Below are 18,992 nucleotides of genomic sequence, written 5' to 3' on the forward strand. Positions count from 1 at the left end.
GCCGGCGGGCTCAGGACGCCGCGGCGTCCGGCCTGCCGGCGCGGGCCTGGGCCGCCTCGAGCGCCTTGTGGAGCATGACGAGGATCGCGTCGCGCACCGAGAGGAACTTGCGCGCGTCCATCTCGACGATCGGCACCTTGGGGTCGATCGCGAGCGCCCACCGGATCGTGTCGACGTCGTGCTCGTGGCCGCCGTCGAACCGGTTGACGCCGACGACGAACGGCAGGCCCATCCGCTCGAAGTAGTCGACCGCGGCGAAGCAGTCGTCGAGCCGGCGGTCGTCGACGAGGACGAGCGCGCCGAGGGCGCCCTTGGCGAGGTCGTTCCACATGAAGCCGAAACGGTCCTGGCCGGGCGTCCCGAAGATGTACAGCTTGAGGCTGTCGTCGATGGTGATGCGGCCGAAGTCCATGGCCACGGTCGTCGTCGTCTTGCCGGGCACGAGGGCGTTGTCGTCCACCCCGATGCCGGCGGACGTCATCCGTGCCTCGGTCGTGAGCGGCGCGATCTCGGACACCGTCGCGACGGTCGTCGTCTTCCCGACGCCGAACCCGCCCGCGACGAGGATCTTCACGGGCACGGGCGGCGTGCGTCGCGGCTCGGTCGCGACCGGGCCGGTCTCAGGAGAGCTGTCGGAGGCCATCGATCACCCTCAGGATCGTGTGGACGTCGTCGGTGAGCCCGACGCCGGGTTCGAACGTCGTGACGTGCCCGGAGCGCGTGAGGTCCCTCAGGAGGACCTGCGCGACGCCGAGCTGGAGGCGCAGCCGCGCCGAGACCTCGGCGACGGCGAGCGGTTCGACGCAGAGGTCGACGATGTCGCGGTACTCGAAGGACAGCTCGTCCGCCGAGGCCTGGCCGAGCTTGGTCGTCACGACCTGGGCCTCGACGGCGAGATCGGTCTCCTCGGCCGTGCGGCCGCGGGTGACGACGAACGGCCGGACGGCGGTCGCCGCGTCCTCGTCGGGCACCGACGCCACCGACGGCGCTGCCGGCGGCCGCGGCCGGGCGGTCCGGTCGAGGAACGGCCGGACCGACCAGATGCCGCCGACGTCGTCCTCGCCCGGGTGGTCCCGGTCGTGGTCGTCGGTCACGCGCCCACCGAGTTCTTCAGCTCCTCGATGAGCCGCGGGCTGAGGATCGCGTTGGTGCGGTTGATGAACAGCGCCATCTCGTAGGCGACGGTGCCGAGCGAGGCGGTGCGCTCGGCGACGACGCCGAGGAGCGCCCCGGCCCCCATCGCCATGATGACGACGTAGCCGCCGTCCGCGTCGACGATGACCTTGTTGAGCGCCCCGAGGCCGTAGCTGAGGCCCGCGCCCGCCGCCAGGCTCACCATGCCCGAGACGATCGCCGCGAGCCGGTCGCTGCTCGCGTGGTCGGCCTCCCCCGCGGCGGCCATGAGCAGGCCGTCCGCCGAGACCGCGATGACGTCGACGACGCCCGACGTCTCGTCGGCGAACTTGTCGAGGAGCCAGGTGAAGTCCTGAGCGGCCTCGCTGAGGTGGAAGGTCTCGGTCATCGGAGCTCTCGGCTCTCGGGGTCGGTTTCGGTGCTCGTGTCGCTGCCGGTGCTCGCGGCGGTGCTCGCGGCGGTGCCGGCGGCGGTGCCGGCGTCCGCGTCCGCCTCCGCCGTGGCGAGGACGTCGTCCACCCGGGCCATCGCGGTCTCGAGGTCGTCGGCCCAGGCGAGCACCTCCTCCGGGCGTTCCGGCGTGGCCGCGACGGCCTTCGGGGTGCGGGGCACGGCGCGGGCCTCGAGGCTCTCCCGCTCGGTCTCCTCGAGCGCCGCCAGGGCCTGGCCCGGGCGCCGCCGGACGAGGCCCGGGCCGGCTCCCCCGGTCGCGGCGTCGGCGTCGGCCGGGCTCCCGGTCCCTGCCTCCGGACCGGCTGCGGCGGCCGGCACGGTGTCCGGCAGCGCCGCGGCCCGCGCCCGGGCCTGCTGCGCGAGCGCGTCGCCCACGCGCAGCGGCTCCTGGGCGGCGGCGTCCCGCTCGGCCTCGCGGCGGCGGGTCCGGACGGTGCGCTCCGGCGGTGCGAGGAGCGCCTGGTTGACGGCCTCGCCGACCCCGTCGAGCGCCGCCCGGACCTCGTCGGCGTCGACGCTGCTCGGGCTGGCGACGGCGGCCGGGGTCGTGTCGAACGCCTCCAGCGCGCGCCCCGGCACCCGGCGACGGACCCCTGCCGGGCCGGGTTCGGCGGCTCCGGAGGGTGCGGCCGGTGCCGGCGGTGCGGCCGGCACGCCCCGGCCCGGGACGCCGTACCGCGCGTCCCGCTGCTCCTGCGCGGCCCGCTCGACGGCGGCCTCGAGCTCGTCGACGTCGCTGCGGACCCGGTCGGCGTCCGGCCCCGTCGCCCGCGCGGCCGGGGCCGGGGCCGCGACGTCGCCCCGGGCGAAGTGCGCCCCGGGCACCCGCCGCGGCACCCCGGTGACCTCGACCGCACCGCCCTCGCGGGTCGGCGGCGGCATGTCGATCGGCGGTCCCACGGGCGGTCCGACGGGCGGGGCCGCGGGCGGCCCCACGGGCGGCGGCGCGAGCACGGTCGCCGCCGGGGTGGCGTCGGCGACGGGCACGGGGACGCGCTCGGTCTGGGGCCGCTGCTGCCGGGAGCGCCGGGACTCCACCTGGGCCGGGGGCAGCACCGGAGCGTCGACGAGCAGGGCCGGCGGGAGCGTGACGACCGCGGTGACGCCCTGGTCGGCGGTCGGCTCGAGCCGGACGTCGAGGCCGTGCCGGCGCGCGATCCGGCCGACGACGAACAGGCCCAGGACGTCGGTCGGCGCCAGGTCGAGACGCTCGCGCTCCTTGAGCCGGGCGTTCTCGACGGCGAACCGGTCCGGTGCCATGCCGAGGCCGTGGTCGACGACGGAGAGCACGCACACGCCGTCCGCCGAGCGCTCGGCGGTGACCTCGACCGTGCTCGACGGCGGCGAGAAGAGGACGGCGTTCTCCATGAGCTCGGCGAGCAGGAGGACGAGGTCGGACGCCGCGCCCGGCGCGAGGAACACCGCCGGCAGCCGGCCGATCATGACCCGCTGGTACTCCTCGACGGTGCCGAGGGCGCCGCGGACGGCGTCCGCGATGGCGACCGGCCGGCCCTCCCCCGCGCTCTCGGTCGAGCCGGAGAGCACGACGAGGCTGGAGGCGTTGCGGCGCAACCGGGTCGAGACGTGGTCGAGCCGGTAGAGCATCGCGAGCGTGTCCGGGTCGTCCTCGGCACGCTCGAGCCGGTCGATGAGGGCGAGCTGGCGTCCGACGAGGTTGGAGGTGCGCCGTCCGACGCCCGCGAACATCGTGGCGACGTTGCGGCGGCTCACGACCTGGCGCTGCAGGAGCAGGGCCGCGCTGGCCTGGACCCGGTTGAACGCCTCGGCGAGCTCGCCGATCTCGTCGTCGGTGCCGACCTCGACGGCGGCGAGCCGCGGTGTGACGTCCTGCGCGTCGTCCTCGTCGGCGACCCGCAGGAGCTCGGCCTGGGCGAGGTCGGCGACCCGGCCGGCGGCGCCGGTGAGGCGGCGCAGCGGCCGGGAGACGGAACGTCCGACGACGACGGTCAGGGCGACGACGAGGAGGAACAGCACGACGACGACGAGCGCGACGACGCTCACCGCGAGCGTGGCCGCGGACGCCGCGTCGCCGGCGGTGACGGCGACCTCCTGGGCGACCCGGGTCTCGACGAGCTGGCGGGCCGCGTTCTCCGACCGGACGGCGCCGTACACCTCGACGGCGACCCGGTCGGCGACCCGGTCGGAGCCGGCCCGCTCGAGCGCAGCGCGGGAGGCCGCGAGCCGCTCGCCGCTCGGGCCGCCGGTCGCCTGGCCGAAGAGCTCGGCGACGGCGCCCGGGGCGAGCCGGGCGAACTGGCTGCCGAGGGCCGTGGCCGAGGCCGAGGCGTCCCGGGCGGCCGCGAGGGCCTCCGCACGCCGTGCGCCGGTCGAGGTCGCCGCGACGAGCACGAAGACGCCGGACCGGGCCGACGCCTCGTCGGCCCGCAGCAGCGTGTCGAGGGCGGTGAGCCGGCCGGCCCCCTCCCCGGTCGCGGTCGTGAGGCCGAGACCGTCGACGACGGACCCGACGGCCTCGGAGGTCGCCGCGACGACGGCGTCCTGGGTCGCCTCCCGGGCCAGGACGCGCCGGCCGAGCTCCCCGACGGGTGCGAGACCGTCGAGCCGGGCCGCCAGGTCGGTCGCACCGGCGGCCCGGGCCTGCTGCGCGAGCGCGACGCGGCGGGACTCGACGTCGGCGACGGCGAGCGTGAGCTCGGCGGGCGCGGCGTCCGGCACCGAGAGGTAGGCGACGGCGAGCAGGCGCACGGACTGCAGCCTCTCGACGAGGACGCCCGCGTCCCGTGCGAGGGCGGCCGTCCCGGCCGTCGCCCCCGCGGAGCGGGCGACGTCGAGACGTCCGGCGAGCAGCGGCACGAGCAGCAGCGCGACCGCGACGAGCGGGACGACGACGAGCAGCGTGAGCTTCTCGCGGACCTGGAGGCGGTTGAGCATCAGACGGCGTCCCGGCTGCTGGACAGCGCCCGTCCGGAGCGGACGAGGCGGCGCCCGGCGAGGAGCTCCTCGGCCTCCAGGACGAGGTCGTCGACGACCCCGGCGTCGTCGGTGTCCTCCGGCACCGGGGCGTCGTCCGTCTCCTCGTGGCGGCGGCGCGGGCCGGCGGCGACCCAGGCGGCGGCGAGGACGCCCACGGCGGCGAGCACGGCGAGGAGGACGGCGATCCGGTACTGCCGCGTGAGCGCGTCGATCCGGGTCCCCAGCAGTGCGTCGATCTCCCCGGTCGCCGAGGCCGCGAGCGAGACCGCGGCGTCCCGGACCTGGACCCGGGCGGTCTGGTCCTGCGCGACGCCCGCCGACCCGAGCTCGACACCGAGGGCGTCACCGGGGGGCGCGAGCGTGTTCGAGGCGTCCCGGAGCCGGTCGAGCCGGTTGAGGAGCGCCGGGCCGAGCGTGCGGCTGCGGGTGGCGCCGAAGGCGACGCGCAGGCTGCGGTCGAGCGCGGCGGCCTCGTTCGCGAACTCGGAGCGGACCCGCTCGCCGGCGCCCGCCGCCGCACGCTGCGCCTCGGTGAGGCCGGGGGCGTCGTGCTCCGCCGCGCCGGAGAGCCGGGTGAGGTCGGCCACCCGGCCCGACAGGGCGATGACCCGGGGCAGGCGGGTGATCGCGGCGTCGATGACGTAGTACGTGTCGAGCTCGGGGTCGAGGATGAGGTTCGACGAGTCGCCGACGGCCGCGGTGAGGGCGAGCTCGAGGTCGACGACCTGGCCCCATGCGTCGTAGGCGGCCGCACCGGTCGGGCCCTGGTCGAGGACGGCGTCGAGCGCGACGCCGACGTCGTCCCACCGCTTGCTCGTGCCGAGGGCGTTCCCGAGCCGGGCGTCGACGGCCTCGACCGCGGTCCGTGCCTCGGTGAGCCGGCCGGTGTCGACGGTCCGGCCCGCGACCGCGGCGCTCTGGCCGTCGGCGGTGGCGGCGACGAGGCGGACGAGCGCCCGCGCGTACGTGACGCCGTCCCGCTCGTCGCGGGCGAAGGTGAGGTCGGCGGTCTGCCGCTGGGCGAAGAGCGCGAGCGTCACGACGTACGGGACGAGCACCGCGACGGCGGCGAGGCCCGCCGCGACCCGGCGGCGCACCCGCCGACCCTGCGGGCGGGGCTCGGGACGTGAGGTCCCGGGACGAGAGGTCTCAGGACGAGAGGTCTCAGGACGAGACATGGACGGGTCCCCCGTTCCGGTCGTTGCCCGCACCGGCCGGTGCGGCGGACGTCGTGGTGGTGCTGTCGAGGTCGTACGCGGACTCGCCGTGGACGGCGAGGTCGAGGCCCTTGCGCTCCTGGCCGACCGGCACGCGGTTGCCGACGAAGCGGTCGATGACCCGGCCGATGCCGTAGGTCGCGGCGAAGGAGTACGTGGTCACGACGACGAGCCCGGCCGCCTGCGCCAGCAGGAGGTCGTAGCCACCGCCGTAGAAGAGGCCGTTGCCGGCGTGGGTGCTCACGCTCTCCGTCGCGAGCACCCCGACGGCGAGGCTGCCGAGGGCTCCGCCGACGAGGTGCACGCCGACGACGTCGAGGGAGTCGTCGAGCCGGAACCACAGCTTGAGCGACACCGCGAAGGCGCACACGACGCCGGCGAGCAGCCCGACGACGGTCGCGCTCAGCGGGGTCACGTAACCGGCCGCCGGCGTGATCGCGACGAGGCCGGCGACCGCGCCCGAGGCCGCACCGAGGGTCGTCGACTTGCCGTACCGCAGCCGCTCCACCCCGACCCAGGCCGCGAGGGCGGCGCACGCGGCGACGTGGGTGTTGACGATCGCGGTGACGGCGACGCCGTCCGCGCGCAGCGCCGAACCGCCGTTGAAGCCGAACCAGCCGAACCACAGCAGGGAGGCCCCGAGCAGCACGATCGGCAGGTTGTGCGGGCGCATCGGCTCCCGGAGCCAGCCGGTGCGGCGGCCGAGCACCAGCGCCATCGCGAGCCCGGCGGCGCCGGCGTTCACGTGGACGACGAGCCCGCCGGCGAAGTCCCGGACGCCGAGCCGGGCCGCCCAGCCGTCCGGCGAGAAGACCCAGTGCGCGACCGGTGCGTAGACGAGCACCGTCCACACGACGACGAAGAGCGTGAAGGAGCGGAAGCGCCAGCGGTCGGCGGTCGCACCGGTCACGAGGGCCGGGGTGATGACGGCGAACATCATCTGGAACGCCGCGAAGAGCAGCGGCGGGATGACGAGGGCGTCGGCCCCGGTGAAGCCGGGCACCGGCTCGTCCATGTTCGTCAGCCCGGCGAACCGCAGGTCGCCGACGAGGCCGTTGCCCGCGCCGAACGCGAGGCTGTAGCCGACGAGCAGCCACACGAGGCTCACGGCGGCCATCGCCATGAGGCCCTGCATGAGCATGCCGAGCACGTGCTTGGCGCGGACCATCCCGCTGTAGAAGAACGCCACACCGGGGGTCATGAGCATCACCAGCGCGGTGGCGACGATGACCCACGCGGTCGCGCCGGTGTCGACGCTCCCCCCGGTTCCCGTGGTGGCGGCCACGAAGACACTCATTGGACGGACCTCTGCTCGATCCCCGTCACGCCCCGGGCGGGGGGCGTGATCGAGGTCAAGTCTCAGAGCCCGATGGGAGCGATCACATCGAAAATGACGATGTTACCGACCAGTAACGACCGTTCGCGCCAGGATGATCACCGAGCGTGGTCACCTCGGCGACGACGTGTCGATCATGCCTGCACGCAACGTCACCTGTTCAGAGTCTGTTCAGACCGTCGTCGTGCCGTCCGGGGCGTCCGGGTGCTCTCACAGCGCGCCGAGGGCCTGGTCCAGGTCGGCGACGAGGTCGGCGACGTCCTCGAGCCCGACCGAGACGCGCACCGTCGAGTCGGTGATCCCGGCGGCCGCGCGGGCCTCGCGGGTCATCCGCCGGTGCGTCGTCGTCGCGGGGTGGGTGACGAGCGACTTCGCGTCGCCGAGGTTGTTCGAGATGTCGACGATCCGCAGGGCGTCGAGGACGGCGAACGCGGTGTCCTTGGCGGCACCCTCCCCCGGGCCGGCCGGGTCGACGTCGAACGTCACGACGGTGCCGCCGGCCCGCATCTGCCGCTTCGCGAGGTCGTGCTGCGGGTGCGACGGCAGGAACGGGTAGCGCACCGAGCGCACCCGCGGGTGGGCGTCGAGGTGCTCGGCGACGGTCAGCGCGGACGAGCACTGGCGGTCGACCCGCAGGCCCATCGTCTCCAGGCCCTTGAGGAGCACCCACGCGGTGAACGGGGACATCGACGGGCCGGTGTGCCGCATGAGCGTCTCGACCCCGCCGCGGATGTACTCCCGGTCGCCGAGGATCGCGCCGCCGAGCACCCGCCCCTGGCCGTCGATGTGCTTGGTCGCCGAGTAGACGACGACGTCCGCCCCGAGGTCGAGCGGCTTCTGCAGCAGCGGGGTCGCGAAGACGTTGTCCACCACCACCTTCGCCCCTGCGGCGTGCGCGAGCTCGCAGACGGCGGCGACGTCGACGAGGTCCTGCATCGGGTTGCTCGGGGACTCGAAGAAGACCGCCTGGGCGGGCGTGGAGAGCGCCTGCGCCCACTGGTCGAGGTCGTGCCCGTCGACGAAGTCGCAGGTGATCCCCCACCGCGGGAGCAGCTCGTCGAGGATGACGAAGCAGGAGCCGAACAGCGCCCGCGCCGCGACGACCCGGTCACCGGCCTTGAGGAACGCGATGAGCGAGTTGAAGACCGCGGCCATGCCGGTCGCCGTCGCGAAGCAGTCGTCCGCACCCTCGAGCAGCCGCAGCCGCTCCTCGAACACGGAGATCGTCGGGTTGCCGTAGCGCGAGTACATGTAGTGGTCGACGTCGCCGGCGAAGGCCCCCTCGGCCTGGGCCGCGTCGGCGTAGACGTACCCCTGGGTGAGGAAGACCGCCTCGGAGACCTCGTCGAAGCTCGACCGGGCGACCCCGCCGCGGACGGCGAGGGTGTCCGGCCGCCAGGTCGCGAGCTCGGCCGCGGTCGGCCCCTGCCGGGGGCCGTCGGTGCCGAGCCGTCCGCCCTCGCGCGCGCTCACCCCTGCCGCCAGGGCAGGCCCGCGGCCTTCCAGCCCGCCGACGTGCCGCGGTGCCCGGCGGCGTCGGTCGGCCCCTCGAAGCCGTCGGTGACGTTGTAGGCGTTCGCCCAGCCCGCGGCGGTCGCGGCCTCGGCCGCCGCGACCGAGCGCACCCCGGACCGGCAGAGGAAGAGCACGTGCGTGTCCTGGCCGACGCCCTCCGCCTCGAGCTGCTCGAGGAAGGCCGGGTTCCGCGCGCCGTCCGGGAACGAGACCCACTCGATCCGGACGAGCTCGCGCCCGATGCCCGACAGGTCCGGGACCCCCACGTACGACCACTCGGCAGCGGTCCGCACGTCGACGAGGACGGCGTCGCCGTCCGCGACGCGACGATAGGCGTCGGTGGGGCTCAGGTCGCCCGCGTAGGGCATGGCTCGGTCCTCCGGGCAGCGCTGGGGGTGTCAGGAGGAGCCTCTCACGGCAGCCCGGGCAGGGCGCCGCGCGCCCCGAGCGCGACCCACAGGTCGGCGCGGACGGCGGCGTCGTCGAGGTCCGCCCCGAGCAGCTTCCCTGCGCGGCGCAGCCGCTCGCGCAGCGTGTGCCGGTGGACGCCGAGCGCCTCGGCCGCCGTCCCGGTCTCGCCGTTGCGGACGAGCCAGGTGCCGAGCGCCTCGACGAGCAGCGCCTCCTCGGCGGGCCCGGCCTCGCGCAGCGGGCGCAGCAGGGCGTCCGCGAAGGCGAGCGCCGCGGCGGGGTCGACGAGGTCGCGAAGCGAGAGCGTCGCCTCCTCGGCACGGAGCACGCCGGCCCGCGACCGCGCGGCCAGCGAGGCCGCCTGACGGGCGGCGTCCGCGACCGCCTCGACCGGCGTCGGCCGGCTCACCCCGCCGCGCAGCCCCGCGACGGCCGCCAGCGCGACGAGGACCTCGTCCGCGTCGTGCTCGGCGGTCACGAGCAGGGTGCCGCGCGGACCCGTCGCACCGGCGGCCGCGGGCAGCGCGACGACCCGGTCCTCGTCGTCGAGGGCGTCGAGGAGGACGGCGGCGTCGGCGGGCTCGGTGACATGGACGGCGACGACCCGGCCGGTGCCGGCGAGCGGCCCGAGCAGGACCGCGGGCGGCGGCGGGACCGGGCGGCCGACCCGGTCGGCGAGGAGCGCGGCCCGGGCCCAGCGCAGCGCCGGGCGGGTGCCCCGGGACCGCTCGCGGTCGAGGGTGAGCAGGGACGCCGCGAACGCGACGAGGCTGTGGTCCGGCTCGGCGCCGGGCGGCGTCGACACGGCGAGGTAGCCGTGGGCGCGGTCGCCGAGCCCGAGCGGCAGGACGACGGTGCGCCCGGTCTCGTCGGACGTCGCGGCGCTCGCGTGCCCGCCGCGCCCGCGGAGCTGACGGGCCAGGCCCGCCGCGGCGTCCGGCCGCTCGGGCCGGCCGGCGCCGAGGACGACGTCCCCGCGGGCGTCGAGGACGGCCACCCAGCCGTCGAGCCGGCTCGCGAGCCGGCGCACGGCCGACAACGGCTCGGCGCCCCCGGCGAGGACGGACGTGAGGGTCCGCATCGACTCGACCCGGCGGCGTCCGCGCTCGGTCTGCTCGGCGGAGAGCAGGTCGGCGAGCGCCTTGCCGACGGCGATGAAGGGCGTCGGCCGGTCGACCTCGAGCAGCGGCAGGCCGGCGGCGTCCGCGGCGAGGACCAGGCCGGGCGGCATCTCCTCGTGGAAGACCCCCATGCCGAGCCCGACCGCGGCGACGTCGCGCGCGACGAGCCGGTCGACGTACTCGCGCGCGTGCTGGTTCCCGAAGCGCACCGTGACGCCGGTGAGCAGGACGAGCTCGCCGCCCTCGAGGTACGGCGTCGGGTCGGGGAGCTCGGAGACGGCCACCCAGGTGACCGCCCGGTCGAGGGCGGCGTCGGAGCCGGCCCCGGCGACGACGCGGAGTCCGAGTCCCGGGGCGGCGAGCAGCCGGCGCAGCGTCGTCATGGGCCCATGGTGCCCGCTCGATGTACGCCCGGGCGAGCCGCCACCGGGTGTTTCGCCGCCCGGGAGAGCGGCGGCGGAGGCCTGCGCCCCCTAGCGTGGAGGGAACACCCACGACGACGCTGGAGCAGCGATGACGGACACCCTGCACCCGGACCTCGAGACCCTCGGCGGCGCCGGCGGCGTCGAGCAGCGCAGGGTCCTCGTGACCGATCTGCCGGGCCCGCTCTCCCAGGCTCTGCACGCCCGCAAGACCGCGGCCGTCGCCGCCGGCATCGGCACCACGCTGCCCGTCTACGTGACGAAGGCGGGCGGCGGCATCCTCGTCGACGTCGACGGCAACCAGCTCATCGACTTCGGCTCGGGCATCGCCGTCGTCAACGTCGGCAACGCCGCCCCCGAGGTCGTCTCCCGGGTGCAGGACCAGGTCGCGCAGTTCACCCACACCTGCTTCATGGTCACGCCGTACGAGGGCTACGTCGAGGTCTGCGAGGCGCTGAACCGGCTCACCCCCGGCGACCACGACAAGCGCTCGGCGCTGTTCAACTCCGGCGCCGAGGCCGTCGAGAACGCCGTGAAGATCGCCCGCCGGTACACCGGTCGCGACGCGGTCGTCGTCTTCGACCACGCCTACCACGGCCGCACGAACCTCACGATGGCCATGACGGCGAAGAACATGCCGTACAAGGACGGCTTCGGCCCGTTCGCGGGCGAGGTCTACCGCGCGCCGATGTCGTACCCGTTCCACGAGCCGGCCTCGATCAAGGGCACCGAGGCCGCGATGCGCGCGATCTCGGTCATCGAGAAGCAGGTCGGCGCCGACCGCGTCGCGTGCGTCGTCATCGAGCCGATCCAGGGCGAGGGCGGCTTCGTCGTCCCGGCCGAGGGCTTCCTCCCGGCGATCGCCGAGTGGTGCACCGCGAACGGCGTCGTGTTCATCGCCGACGAGATCCAGACCGGCTTCGCCCGCACCGGCGACATGTTCGCGGTGAACCACGAGGGTGTCGTCCCGGACCTCATGACGACCGCCAAGGGCATCGCCGGCGGCCTCCCGCTCGCCGCCGTCACCGGCCGCGCCGAGATCATGGACTCCGTGCACGGCGGCGGCCTCGGCGGCACGTACGGCGGCAACCCCGTCGCGTGCGCGGCGGCGCTGGGCGCCATCGCGACGATCGAGCAGCACGACCTCGCGGCCCGGGCCCGGCTCATCGAGAACATCATGGTCGCCCGTCTCACCGAGCTGCAGGCGCGCTTCCCGCAGATCGGCGAGGTGCGCGGCCGCGGCGCGATGATCGCCGTCGAGATCGTCAAGCCCGGCACCACCGACCCGGACGCCGCGGAGACCTCGCGCGTCAGCGCCGCCTGCCACCAGGCCGGCCTCGTCACGCTGACGTGCGGCACCTACGGCAACGTCCTGCGCTTCCTGCCGCCGCTCGTCATCGGCGAGGACCTGCTCCGCGAGGGCCTCGACATCCTCGAGGGCGCGTTCGCGGGCTGAGCCTGGCTACGCCGTCCACAGGTGCGCGCTGAACGACAGCGCGACGAGGGCCAGCCACGGGACGCCGAGCAGCGCGAGCGCGGGGACGAGCCGGGGCCGCGTCCGCGCGGCCCCGGCGAGCAGCAGGAACGCCGGGAACCACAGGACGGCGTACCGCGGCGTCGAGATGAGCGTCGTCGAGCAGACGAGCACGGCGACGCTCGGCAGCATGTAGGCCGCCTCGGCCCAGCGCCGGAGCCGCAGCAGGACGACGACGACCACGATCCCGAGGACGGCGAGGAGCAGGTCAGCGAAGCGGCTCACGACGATGTTCGGCGCGCGGGCGGCGAGCAGGCTGCTGACGCCCTCGCCGAGCCCGGTCCAGGGCGGGGCGACGTGCCGGTCCCAGCCGAGCCGCTGCGCCTCCTGCCAGGCGTTCGGTGAGCCGGTGCGCCACCACAGGTAGAGCGTCCAGGCCAGGTAGGTCAGGGCCGGCAGCCCGAGCGGCAGCGCCTGCCGCAGCGTCCCCGGCCACCCGCGGCGATCGCCCGCGGCCGCGCCGGCGCCCCGGAACGGCCACGCGCCGTCCTGCCGCAGCTGCACGAGGAGCATGACCGCCAGGCCGAGCGCGAGGAACAGCCCGTTGATCCGGACGGCGGTCGACAGCGCCGCGAGCGACCCCGCGAGCCACCAGTGCCGGCGCAGGCCGGCGAGCCAGGCGGCCAGCGCGAGCCCGAGGAACAGCGCCTCGCTGTAGACCGCGGTGAGGAAGAACCCGTACGGCATGGCGGCCAGCAGCAGCACCGCCGCCCGGCCGGCGCCCGCGCCGGCGACCCGCTCCGCAAGGTGCCACAGCCCGACGGCGGCCGCCGCGCTCGCGACGACGGAGACGACGAACCCGGCGAGCGCCAGGTCACCGCCGAGCAGCGGGGCGACCGCGGCGATCGAGATGGGGTACCCGGGCAGGAAGGCCTGGTCGCAGCACGGCAGGCCGGGCGGCAAGTAGCCGAGGTCGGCGATCCGCAGGAAGTGGAACGAGTCCCACCACGTGAAGCGCTCGAGCACCCAGGCCGTCGACCCGGTGAGCGGGGTGCCGCCGACCCGGCCGCGGGCCGCGTCGGACAACCCGAGGAGCCACGTCGCGAGCAGCGAGAACGCGACGAGCGCGGCCCGGGTCGCGAGCCAGAGCGTGAGCGCCTCGCGGGTCCCCGCCCCGGTGCGGCGCAGGGAGTCGCGCAGGGCGCCGGGCGTGAGCCCGTCGGGACGACGTCGCATCGGCTCAGGCCCCGGCGAGGTGCGCCGTCGCGTTGACGGCGGCCACCTCGACGCCGCCGTCCTGCCAGTACCGCACGACGGTGAGCGCAGCCGGGGTGACCCGGGTGCGCCACATCCCCTCGTCGCCGCACGCGAGCGCCTCGTGGACGACGGCCCGCACGCACGTCGCATGGGTCACGACGAGCACGCACTCCCCCGGGTGCTGCTCGACGAGCCGCCGCCGCGCGTCGCGGACCCGTGCCATGACGTCGGTCAGCGCGTCCCCGCCGTGCGGGGCGGCGGTCATCGAGCCCTGCCAGGCGGCGAGGTCCTGCGGGAACCGCTGCGCGATCTCGCCGTACGTGAGGTTCTCCCAGCTGCCGAAGGACGCCTCGACCCAGTCCTCGTCGGGCGTCACGTCGTCCGGGCCCAGGCCCAGCGCGGCGGCCGCGAGCTGTGCCGTCTGCCGGGTGCGGCGCATCGGCGAGGCGACGACCGACGTCGGGCGCGGCACGTCGGGCAGGACGGCACCGGGCCCGCCCAACGCGGCGACCACCGCACCGAGCCGGGCGGCGTCCTGCTCGCCGAGCGCGGAGAGCACCGGGTCCTCGCCGTCGCGGCCGGCGAACCGGCCGGCCTCGGTGTTCGGGGTCCGGCCGTGCCGGGCGACGAGGAGCGTCGTCGGGGCGCCCGGGTCGCCGTCGCGGCGCGGGGCCCGGACCGAGCCGTAGGACGTCGTCGGCGCGGCGGCGCCGTCGCTCACAGCCCGGAGTCGGCCGTGCGGACGAGGATGCGCCGGCACTCCTCGCAGCGCAGCACCTCGGTGTCCGGCGCCGACCGGAACCGGCCGATCTCGGAGTTGTTCAGCTCGAGCCGGCATCCCTCGCAGCGGCGCTGGTGGAGCTTGGCGGCCCCGGCCCCGCCGACCTGCTCGCGGATCTTCTCGTAGAGCGCGAGGAGGTCGGCCGGCACACCGGCGGCGGCGTTGACCCGGTCGGCCGACTCCCGCTGCGCCTCGGCGTCGAGCTCGGCGAACGCGGCGTCCCGGGCGGCGGTGAAGCCGGCGAGCTCGGTGCTGAGGCGCTCCTGCTCGGCCTCGACCTCGGCGATCCGGACCTGCGCGGCCTCGAGCCGCTCCATGACCTCGAGCTCGACGTCCTCCAGCACGGACTGGCGCTCGGCGAGCGAGGCGATCTCGTGCTGGAGGGCCGTGAGGTCCTTCGACGTGCCCTGGCCGCTGTCGAGGCGAGCCTGGTCGCGGGCGGCCCGCTGCCGCACCTGCTCGACGTCCGCCTCGGCCTTCTTCAGCTCGCGCTCGATGTCGGAGGCGACCGTGCGGGCCGCGACGAGGTCGTCGGCGACGAGCTTGAGCCGGCCGTCGACCCGCTCGATCTCGGCGAGCTCGGGCAGGGTCCGACGGCGGTGCGCGATCTGCGCCAGGCGCGTGTCGTGCGCCTGGACGTCGAGGAGCCGCCACTGGTCCTGGGGCGCCGCGGTCACCACGGTCGTACCTCCGTCACGTTCGCCTTCCGGTGCCTCGCGCGCCCCGGAGGGCACCGTGCACCGGCACGCCGCACCCTACGCGACCCGGCCCCGCCCGCGGCGCGGTGTCAGCGGGCGGCGGGGTGCGCGGCCGGCTGTGCGACCGGCTGTGCGACCGGCTGTGCGACGGGGCCCAGCACGGGCAGGCCGGCGGGGTCGCCGTCCGCCGCGGGCCGCGGCCGGACGACGGGGCGCCGCACCGGGACGGCGCCGCGCAGCACCCAGCCGCGCGTCGCGGCGAGGACGGCGTTCGTCGGGGTGGCCGGACCGGACCACTGCGCGGGGACCGGCCGCAGGTCGGCGGCGGCGGGCCCGAAGGCCCGGCCCGCCGGCCCGCGGTCGTCAGCGGACGACGCTGCCGGGACTCGGCACACGGAAGCTCCAGGGGTCGGTGGAACGCTGGGAGACGTGCACCTCGACCGGGGTCCCGGCCGCCTCGAGGACGCCCTCGAGCCGGTTCGCGACGCCCGCGAGCCAGGGCCACTCGCTGGCCCAGTGCGCGACGTCCACGAGGAACGGGCCGAACTCGTCGGCCTCCTCGCGCAGCTCGCTCACGGGGTGGTGGCGCAGGTCGGAGGTGACGAAGACGTCGGCGCCCGCGGCCCGCGCGGCGTCGAGGAGGTCGTCGCCGGAGCCGCCGCAGACGGCGACCCGGGAGACCTCGGCCGACGGGTCGCCGGCGATCCGGACGCCCTGCACGGCCGCCGGGAGCGCCTCGGCGACGAGCATCGCGAACTCGCGCAGCGTCGTCGGCGACGCGAGGCTGCCGACCCGGCCGATGCCCCGCGGGCTCGACCACGCGGCGAGCTCGTAGACGTCGACCGCGGGCTGCTCGTACGGGTGGACGGCACGCAGCGCGGCGATGACCTGGCCGCGCAGGGCCCGCGAGGAGACCATCTCGACGCGCTGCTCGACGACGTCGGTCCGCTCCCCGACCCGGCCGACGACCGGGGAGGCGAGCGCACCGGGCACGAAGGTGCCCGTGCCGGCCGCCGTGAAGGCGCACCGCGCGTACTCGCCGACGTGCCCGGCGCCCGCCTTGGACATCGCGTCGACGACGGCCTCGACGGCCTCGGCCGGCACGAACGTCACGATCTTGTCGACCGGGTTGCCCGGGTCGGCCGACAGCGGCTCGAGGTCGGTCAGACCGAGCACCCGGGCCAGCGCGTCGGAGACACCGGGCGCCGCGGCGTCCGCGTTGGTGTGCGCCGTGTAGAGGCCGCACCCGCCGCGGATGAGCCGGTGGACGATCCGCCCCTTGGCGGTCGTCGACGGCACCCCGTGCACCCCCTTGAGGAGCAGGGGGTGGTGGGTGATGACGAGGTCCGCGTGCCAGGCGAGCGCCTCGTCGACGACGGTCTGCACCGGGTCGACGGCGAGGAGCACCCGGCGGACGGGGGCCGACGGGTCGCCGCAGACGAGTCCGACGGCGTCCCAGTCGCGCGCCCACGACGGGTCGTACATCCGGTCGAGGACGTCGACGACCTGGGCCAGAGTCGCAGGCTGTAGTTCGTTGGTCACGCGCCGCACCCTACCCAGGCCGGAGCCTGGTCGGAGGCTTTTTGCCCACACGCTGCAACCAAGCCGTTACGAATCGGAGTCAAGATCGCCCGCCGAGTGACCGAACGTCACCGTCTTGCCCCGATTGTAGTCATTTTGTGATCACCTCCGCGGAGGCGACCGGCGGTGGGCCCGGCCGGGTTCGAACCGACGACGTCCGCGGTGTAAGCGCGGTGCTCTACCAGCTGAGCTACAGGCCCTGCTCGGGCGGGGGCTGGTCCGGGACCAGGCCCCCGCCCGGTGGAACGTGGTGGATCCGTGGAGAAGGCAGGCTAGACGAGATGCTCAGGCCTTGAGGGCCGCGAGCGCCTCCTGGTAGGCCGACAGCGGCCGGGCCTCGCCGGGGCCGTTGACGACCTGCCAGCGCAGCGTGCCCTCGGTGTCGACGAGGAACGAGCCCCGGATCGAGAACCCGATCTGGTCGTTGAAGACGCCGTACTGCTGGGCGACGGCACCGTGCGGCCAGAAGTCCGACAGCAGCGGGAAGTCGTACTTCTCCGCCTCCGCGAACGCCTTGAGGCTCCACTTGGGGTCGCACGAGATGCCGATGACCTGGACGTCCTCGTCGGCGAACACCGAGATGTTGTCCCGGATCTCGCACAGCTCGCCGGTGCAGATCCCGGAGAACGCGAACGGGTAGAAGACGAGGACGACGTTCGACTCGCCGCGGAAGTCCGAGAGCCTGACGGTCTCGCCGTTCTGGTCCGGCAGCGCGAAGTCCGGCGCCGGGGTTCCGACCTCGAGGGCCATACCTGACCTTCCTGTGGACGCGGGCGGACGCCGCGGGGCGGCGTCCTGGGACGGGTGCGTGCACGAGCGGGTGCCCGGACACGGCAGGATGCCAGTGTGTCAGGCACACGCCCCCCGCTGCTTCCCGACGTCGGCGACCGCGGCCTCGCGACGGCCGACCCGGACGACGTCGCCGACCTGCTCGGGGACGCCTGGTCCGCCGCCGCCGAGGTCGCCGAGCAGCTCCCGCTGGACCTGCCGTCCCGGCTCACCGGCCGCACGGTCCGCGAGGTGCTCGTCCCGCTGGGGTCGTGGGAGGAGCACCGACGGTTCGTCTCGCTCGTCGCCGACGTCCGGGCCGACCGGGTCCACGAGGTGGACGACGCCGCCGGCCGGTCCGCGCTCGTCGTCGCCGCCCACCACGACGCCGACAACGCCGAGGTCGCGGCGGCGCTGCGCCGCGCCGGCGCGGCGGTGGTGGACTTCCTGCGCTCCCCCGACGCCGTGACGCTCGGCCGCGAGACGACCGAGTCGGCCGTCGGGCCGCTCCCCCTGACGTGCGTGCTCGCGGCCGCGACGTACGACCTCGCGGTGGGCGTCCTCGACGTCGCGCCGCCGGGCGACGTCCCGCCGGCCGTCACGGACGCCGCGATCGGCGCCCTCGTCGACGTGACGGCCGGGCTCGCCGCCCGCCAGGGCCTCGAGGTGACCTTCCTCGTCCGCACGCCGGACACCGCCTGGGCGACGGCCACGGACGCCGAGGGCAGCTGGACGACGGTCCGGCTCGGGGGCAGCGGCCTCACCGACACCGGGTGGCCGACGGTCGAGGGCACCGCGGCCGACGTCCTCGACGCCGCGAGCGGGCGCCGGCAGCCGGTCCCGATGCTCCTGGGTCGTCGGCTGCGGCTGCGCGACGTGCCCGGCCTGCTCGCCGTGGTGCCCGCGCTCGACGCCGTCCAGTCGCTCCCGGGCGGCGGCGCGCTGCAGGCGGCGGCCCGTGCCGTCGCCCGGACCGGTCAGGCCTTCTCCCGGTTCGGGGTGCTCTCCGGGCGCTGAGCCGCGCGGACCGGCTCAGTTCGTGACGTCCGCCGCCGCGAGGTGGTCGCCGCGGTTGACCCAGTCGACCGACACCGCGCCGCCCTCGAGCCGGACGGCGACGTGCGCGGTGTTGTCGACCCGGAACCGCTGCCACGGCGGGCTCTCCAGGCCGATGAGGACGGCGATGAGGAACTGGCTGAAGTACTGGTGGGTGACGAGCGTGACGACGTCGTCCGGACCGTGCGCGGCCCGCAGGTCGGTCAGGAGCGCGCGGGCCCGCGGCAGCGCGAGCGCGTCGTCCCCCTCGAACCCGCCGGCCCACGGCACGACCGGGTCGACGCCCGGCCCGGGCACGGCCGGCGGGCAGACCGCCTGCAGCGCCGCGAGGGTGGCCCCCTCGCGCGGCTGCCGGGTCCGGGTCACCGGGTCGTAGTGGTGGATACCGCCGACCTCGTGGAGGTCGGGCCGCAGGACGACGGGCAGCCCGACCGCCTCGGCGAGCGGGCGGGCGGTCTGCGCGGCCCGGGTCGTCAGGCTCGAGTAGAGATGGGTCGGCCGGAACGGGGCCCGGCCGAGCCGCAGCGCACCGCCGAGCGCCTCGGCCTGCCGCAGCCCGAGCGCGGTGAGCGGCGGGTCGGGCACCCGCCCCGGGTACGCCCAGCCGGAGTGCTCGTCCCGCTCGGCGGCCTTCCCGGCGGCGGTGTCGGCCGCCCCGCCGGCGGACGCCGCGTAGGCGGCGTTGTTGGACGACTGGCCGTGTCGGACGAAGATCAGGCGCACCGTTGCAGTCAAGCACGGCGCCCCGACAGCCCCGCGGGCGCCGTCCTGCCACGGGTGCGACGATGCCCGGGCCGCCCGCCGACGTGAGGA

18 protein-coding genes and 1 tRNA gene are annotated in these 18,992 nt (G+C 75.8%); 2 read left to right on the forward strand and 17 right to left on the reverse strand.

Going from position 1 to position 18,992, the window contains the following annotated elements; translation table 11 throughout:
- Positions 1-10: 10 nt before the first annotated feature.
- The 9 genes from ECOMGDLI_RS06290 to ECOMGDLI_RS06330 all read right to left on the reverse strand — a co-directional run bounded on the left by ECOMGDLI_RS06290 (position 11) and on the right by ECOMGDLI_RS06330 (position 10,525).
- Entirely contained in the window at positions 11-643 is a 633-nt protein-coding gene (locus ECOMGDLI_RS06290; RefSeq protein ID WP_088315199.1) for an ATP/GTP-binding protein, read from the reverse strand.
- Entirely contained in the window at positions 621-1,094 is a 474-nt protein-coding gene (locus tag ECOMGDLI_RS06295) for a DUF742 domain-containing protein (RefSeq protein ID WP_198954605.1), read from the reverse strand. The genes ECOMGDLI_RS06290 and ECOMGDLI_RS06295 overlap by 23 nt, the downstream gene beginning before the upstream one ends.
- Positions 1,091-1,522 (reverse strand): roadblock/LC7 domain-containing protein, encoded by a 432-nt coding sequence (locus tag ECOMGDLI_RS06300; RefSeq protein ID WP_088288722.1) that lies wholly within the window; start codon positions 1,520-1,522, stop codon positions 1,091-1,093. The genes ECOMGDLI_RS06295 and ECOMGDLI_RS06300 overlap by 4 nt, the downstream gene beginning before the upstream one ends.
- A complete protein-coding gene (locus tag ECOMGDLI_RS06305) occupies positions 1,519-4,500 on the reverse strand; it encodes an ATP-binding protein (RefSeq protein WP_088315201.1) in 2,982 nt (993 codons plus the stop codon). The genes ECOMGDLI_RS06300 and ECOMGDLI_RS06305 overlap by 4 nt, the downstream gene beginning before the upstream one ends.
- A complete protein-coding gene (locus ECOMGDLI_RS06310) occupies positions 4,500-5,639 on the reverse strand; it encodes a hypothetical protein (protein WP_088315203.1) in 1,140 nt (379 codons plus the stop codon). Before ECOMGDLI_RS06310 ends, ECOMGDLI_RS06305 begins: the two co-directional genes overlap by 1 nt.
- A gap of 67 nt (positions 5,640-5,706) precedes the next feature.
- Entirely contained in the window at positions 5,707-7,056 is a 1,350-nt protein-coding gene (locus ECOMGDLI_RS06315) for an ammonium transporter (RefSeq protein WP_088315205.1), read from the reverse strand.
- Between the two features lie 249 nt (positions 7,057-7,305).
- Complete coding sequence (locus ECOMGDLI_RS06320) at positions 7,306-8,568, reverse strand: O-succinylhomoserine sulfhydrylase (protein ID WP_088315207.1); 1,263 nt, start codon at positions 8,566-8,568, stop codon at positions 7,306-7,308.
- Positions 8,565-8,978, reverse strand: coding sequence for a rhodanese-like domain-containing protein (locus ECOMGDLI_RS06325; RefSeq protein ID WP_088315209.1), 414 nt, complete (start codon positions 8,976-8,978; stop codon positions 8,565-8,567). The genes ECOMGDLI_RS06320 and ECOMGDLI_RS06325 overlap by 4 nt, the downstream gene beginning before the upstream one ends.
- A 44-nt stretch (positions 8,979-9,022) precedes the next feature.
- Positions 9,023-10,525, reverse strand: coding sequence for a PucR family transcriptional regulator (locus ECOMGDLI_RS06330; protein WP_088315211.1), 1,503 nt, complete (start codon positions 10,523-10,525; stop codon positions 9,023-9,025).
- Positions 10,526-10,655: 130 nt separating this feature from the next.
- Between ECOMGDLI_RS06330 and gabT the strand changes: the two genes are divergently transcribed.
- On the forward strand, positions 10,656-12,020 hold the full coding sequence (gene gabT, locus ECOMGDLI_RS06335; protein WP_088315213.1) for a 4-aminobutyrate--2-oxoglutarate transaminase: 1,365 nt from the start codon (positions 10,656-10,658) through the stop codon (positions 12,018-12,020).
- A gap of 6 nt (positions 12,021-12,026) precedes the next feature.
- Here the strand turns inward: gabT and ECOMGDLI_RS06340 are convergent, their stop codons facing one another.
- The 7 genes from ECOMGDLI_RS06340 to ECOMGDLI_RS06370 form a co-directional block, all read right to left on the reverse strand.
- Complete coding sequence (locus ECOMGDLI_RS06340) at positions 12,027-13,274, reverse strand: mannosyltransferase family protein (RefSeq protein WP_088315215.1); 1,248 nt, start codon at positions 13,272-13,274, stop codon at positions 12,027-12,029.
- Between the two features lie 4 nt (positions 13,275-13,278).
- Complete coding sequence (locus ECOMGDLI_RS06345; RefSeq protein WP_158220917.1) at positions 13,279-14,016, reverse strand: histidine phosphatase family protein; 738 nt, start codon at positions 14,014-14,016, stop codon at positions 13,279-13,281.
- Entirely contained in the window at positions 14,013-14,753 is a 741-nt protein-coding gene (locus ECOMGDLI_RS06350) for a C4-type zinc ribbon domain-containing protein (protein ID WP_088315315.1), read from the reverse strand. The genes ECOMGDLI_RS06345 and ECOMGDLI_RS06350 overlap by 4 nt, the downstream gene beginning before the upstream one ends.
- 110 nt (positions 14,754-14,863) lie before the next feature.
- Entirely contained in the window at positions 14,864-15,169 is a 306-nt protein-coding gene (locus ECOMGDLI_RS06355) for a hypothetical protein (protein WP_088315220.1), read from the reverse strand.
- Positions 15,138-16,316 carry a Nif3-like dinuclear metal center hexameric protein gene (locus ECOMGDLI_RS06360; protein ID WP_233153337.1) on the reverse strand — a complete coding sequence of 393 codons (1,179 nt, stop codon included), beginning with the start codon at positions 16,314-16,316 and terminating at the stop codon, positions 15,138-15,140. The genes ECOMGDLI_RS06355 and ECOMGDLI_RS06360 overlap by 32 nt, the downstream gene beginning before the upstream one ends.
- Positions 16,317-16,482: 166 nt before the next feature.
- A tRNA-Val gene (locus ECOMGDLI_RS06365) sits at positions 16,483-16,555 on the reverse strand.
- Positions 16,556-16,640: 85 nt separating this feature from the next.
- Positions 16,641-17,105, reverse strand: a complete 465-nt coding sequence (locus tag ECOMGDLI_RS06370) for a peroxiredoxin (protein WP_088315224.1) — start codon at positions 17,103-17,105, stop codon at positions 16,641-16,643.
- 96 nt (positions 17,106-17,201) lie between these two features.
- Here ECOMGDLI_RS06370 and ECOMGDLI_RS06375 point away from each other — a divergent pair, with 96 nt between their 5' ends.
- A complete protein-coding gene (locus ECOMGDLI_RS06375) occupies positions 17,202-18,140 on the forward strand; it encodes a hypothetical protein (RefSeq protein ID WP_088315226.1) in 939 nt (312 codons plus the stop codon).
- Between the two features lie 15 nt (positions 18,141-18,155).
- Here the strand turns inward: ECOMGDLI_RS06375 and ECOMGDLI_RS06380 are convergent, their stop codons facing one another.
- Positions 18,156-18,902 carry a histidine phosphatase family protein gene (locus tag ECOMGDLI_RS06380; RefSeq protein ID WP_158220918.1) on the reverse strand — a complete coding sequence of 249 codons (747 nt, stop codon included), beginning with the start codon at positions 18,900-18,902 and terminating at the stop codon, positions 18,156-18,158.
- Positions 18,903-18,992 lie beyond the last annotated feature (90 nt).

This window comes from Kineosporia sp. R_H_3, assembly GCF_002198675.1.
Lineage (GTDB): Bacteria > Actinomycetota > Actinomycetes > Actinomycetales > Kineosporiaceae > R-H-3.

Coding starts and splice junctions, on each gene's coding strand:
- ECOMGDLI_RS06370 (WP_088315224.1), bottom strand. CDS start 17,105: ATGGCCCTCGAGGTCGGAACCCCGGCGCCGGACTTCGCGCTGCCGGAC.
- ECOMGDLI_RS06315 (WP_088315205.1), bottom strand. CDS start 7,056: ATGAGTGTCTTCGTGGCCGCCACCACGGGAACCGGGGGGAGCGTCGAC.
- ECOMGDLI_RS06290 (WP_088315199.1), bottom strand. CDS start 643: ATGGCCTCCGACAGCTCTCCTGAGACCGGCCCGGTCGCGACCGAGCCG.
- ECOMGDLI_RS06340 (WP_088315215.1), bottom strand. CDS start 13,274: ATGCGACGTCGTCCCGACGGGCTCACGCCCGGCGCCCTGCGCGACTCC.
- ECOMGDLI_RS06330 (WP_088315211.1), bottom strand. CDS start 10,525: ATGACGACGCTGCGCCGGCTGCTCGCCGCCCCGGGACTCGGACTCCGC.
- ECOMGDLI_RS06300 (WP_088288722.1), bottom strand. CDS start 1,522: ATGACCGAGACCTTCCACCTCAGCGAGGCCGCTCAGGACTTCACCTGG.
- ECOMGDLI_RS06325 (WP_088315209.1), bottom strand. CDS start 8,978: ATGCCCTACGCGGGCGACCTGAGCCCCACCGACGCCTATCGTCGCGTC.
- ECOMGDLI_RS06305 (WP_088315201.1), bottom strand. CDS start 4,500: ATGCTCAACCGCCTCCAGGTCCGCGAGAAGCTCACGCTGCTCGTCGTC.
- gabT (WP_088315213.1), top strand. CDS start 10,656: ATGACGGACACCCTGCACCCGGACCTCGAGACCCTCGGCGGCGCCGGC.